General features: G+C 69.9%; 1 protein-coding gene. It reads right to left on the minus strand.

The features are described 5' to 3' along the window. Positions 1–2,114 (minus strand): condensation domain-containing protein (locus tag ACIRJT_RS38850; protein WP_403919365.1); only part of this gene is annotated, 2,114 nt, incomplete at both ends.

Here is a 2,114-nt window from a genome sequence, read left to right on the forward strand (position 1 = left end):
TCCTCGAACCACTCATGCACACACCGCCCCGGAGCCACCCAGCCCGCCGGCCCCTCATTCCACTCCACCAACACCCGCCGACGCTCAACCGCCGGAAGGACGTCGACATCGAGGGCCAGGGTGCCGGCGCCGTCATCGGTGGCGAGGGCGCTCACGATCCCCGTCAGCGCGGTCTCGACGTAGTCCGCGACGGCCTCGCATGCCACCGCGCCGTCGGCCCGGAGGTCGAGCGAGAGTTCGCTGCCGAAGTCGTCGAGCGACACCGTCAGCGGGTAGTTGATCGCGTCGGTCTCCGCCAGCCAGTGGACCCCCTGCTCATCGAGGGAGAGGGAGGCCTCGCCGTGGCGCGGTTCGAAGTGCCGGAAATTGATCACTGAGCTGAACAGCGGGTTGTCGCCCTCCAGACCGCTGCAGCGCTGCGCCAGGCTCAGCGGGCTCTGCTCGCGGGCGATCAGCCCCTGCAGCCCACCGTCGACCTCCTCGATCAGCCCCCGGACCGTCTTGCCCGCCAGCCGCACCCGCAGGGGGAGGGTGTTGATGAAGTTGCCGAGCATGCGCTCGACTCCTGGCACCCCTTGGAGGCGCCCTGACATCACCGTGCCGAACACCACGTCGTCACCGCCGGCGGCCGCGGCCACGACGCACGCCCATGCGGCGTGGAAGAGGCAGGCCGGACTGATGCGCAGACGTTGGGCCTGGGCACGCACCTCCTGGGTCAGGCCGTCGGACAGAGCGCGGCGCAGGTGCGGGTACTCGTGGCCGTCGCCCCGGACGTTCGTGAGCCCGAAGGGCGTAGTCGACTCGGTGACATCGCCGAGGGCGGCCCGGAAGTGGGCTTCCGCGTCGTCAGTGGCCGTCTGATGCAGAGTGTGGCCGACGAAGTCCCGGTACGGCGGTGCCGGCGCCAGCAGTTCCGGACGGTCCGCCATGTGCACCGCCAGCTCCTCCAGCACCAGGCGCAGCGTGCTGGCGTCCTCGATGAGGTGGTGGGCGCTCAACAGGAGGTAGCGCCGGCCGGAGTCCGGATCCTCGGCGATGAGCAGCCTCAGCAGAGGAGCCTCGTCGACCCTCATCCGCCTGGGCCGGGCCAGCAGGGCACGCGCCTGCTCCTCGGCATCCCGGTCCCGCTCCAGGCGTGTCCGCTCCACCTCCAGTCGGGCGGTGCGGTGGACGACCTGCACGGGCTCGGGCAGCTCCGCCGTGAGTACGGCGGTACGCAGGACGTCATGCCGGTCGATCAGCTTCCGCAACGCGCGGGTGAACCCGGCGCACGCGGCCTCGTCGTCGGCGACCAGGAGGATCGAGACCAGGTACGGATCACTGTCCGGGTCGAGCAGGTGGTGGAAGAGGATTCCCTCCTGCGCGGAGGCCAGCGGGTAGAGGTCCTGGACATTGGGTGCGCCACCGGGGACGGTGGCCACCACCGCGTCGATCTGGTCCTGGTCCAGGTCGACCAGGCGGAGCATCTCGGGGGTGACGCGCTCGCAGCCGTGGGGGATCAGGTTCGGCGGCAGCTCGTAGGCGGGGCTCCCCGTGCTGCCGTCGATCTCCGCAGCCAGGGTCGCCAACGTCGGGCTACTGAACACGCTGCGGACCGGGACGTCGAGGCCCTGCTCCTTCAACCGGGCCACCAGGACCGTGATGAGCAGCGAATGGCCGCCCATCTGGAAGAAGTTGTCGTCGGCGCCGACCTGTGTCTCGTCGAAGGACAACAGCTCGGCCCATACGGACGCCAGCGCCCGCTCGGTGTCGGTGCCGGGGGCGACGTACTCGCGCTGGGCATAGGCATCGATGCGGGGGGCCGGCAGCGCCTTGCGGTCGAGCTTGCCGTTGGCGGTCAGCGGCAGGCTGTCCAACGTGACGAAAGCGGTGGGGACCATGTATTCGGGAAGCGTGCGCCCGACATGCTGGGCGAGTTCGGTGCGGGGGTCCGACGCCGTGTGCCCGTCCTCCAGGACCACGTACGCCACCAGTCGCTTGTCGCCCGGCCTGTCCTCGCGGGCGACGACCACGCAGGAACCCACCGCTTCGTGCTGGGCGAGGGTGTTCTCGATCTCACCGAGTTCGATACGGAAACCCCGGATCTTGACCTGGTCGTCATCACGCCCCACATA

Origin of the sequence: Streptomyces sp. NPDC102283 (assembly GCF_044766265.1) — a bacterium.
Taxonomy (GTDB): Bacteria; Actinomycetota; Actinomycetes; order Streptomycetales; family Streptomycetaceae; genus Streptomyces.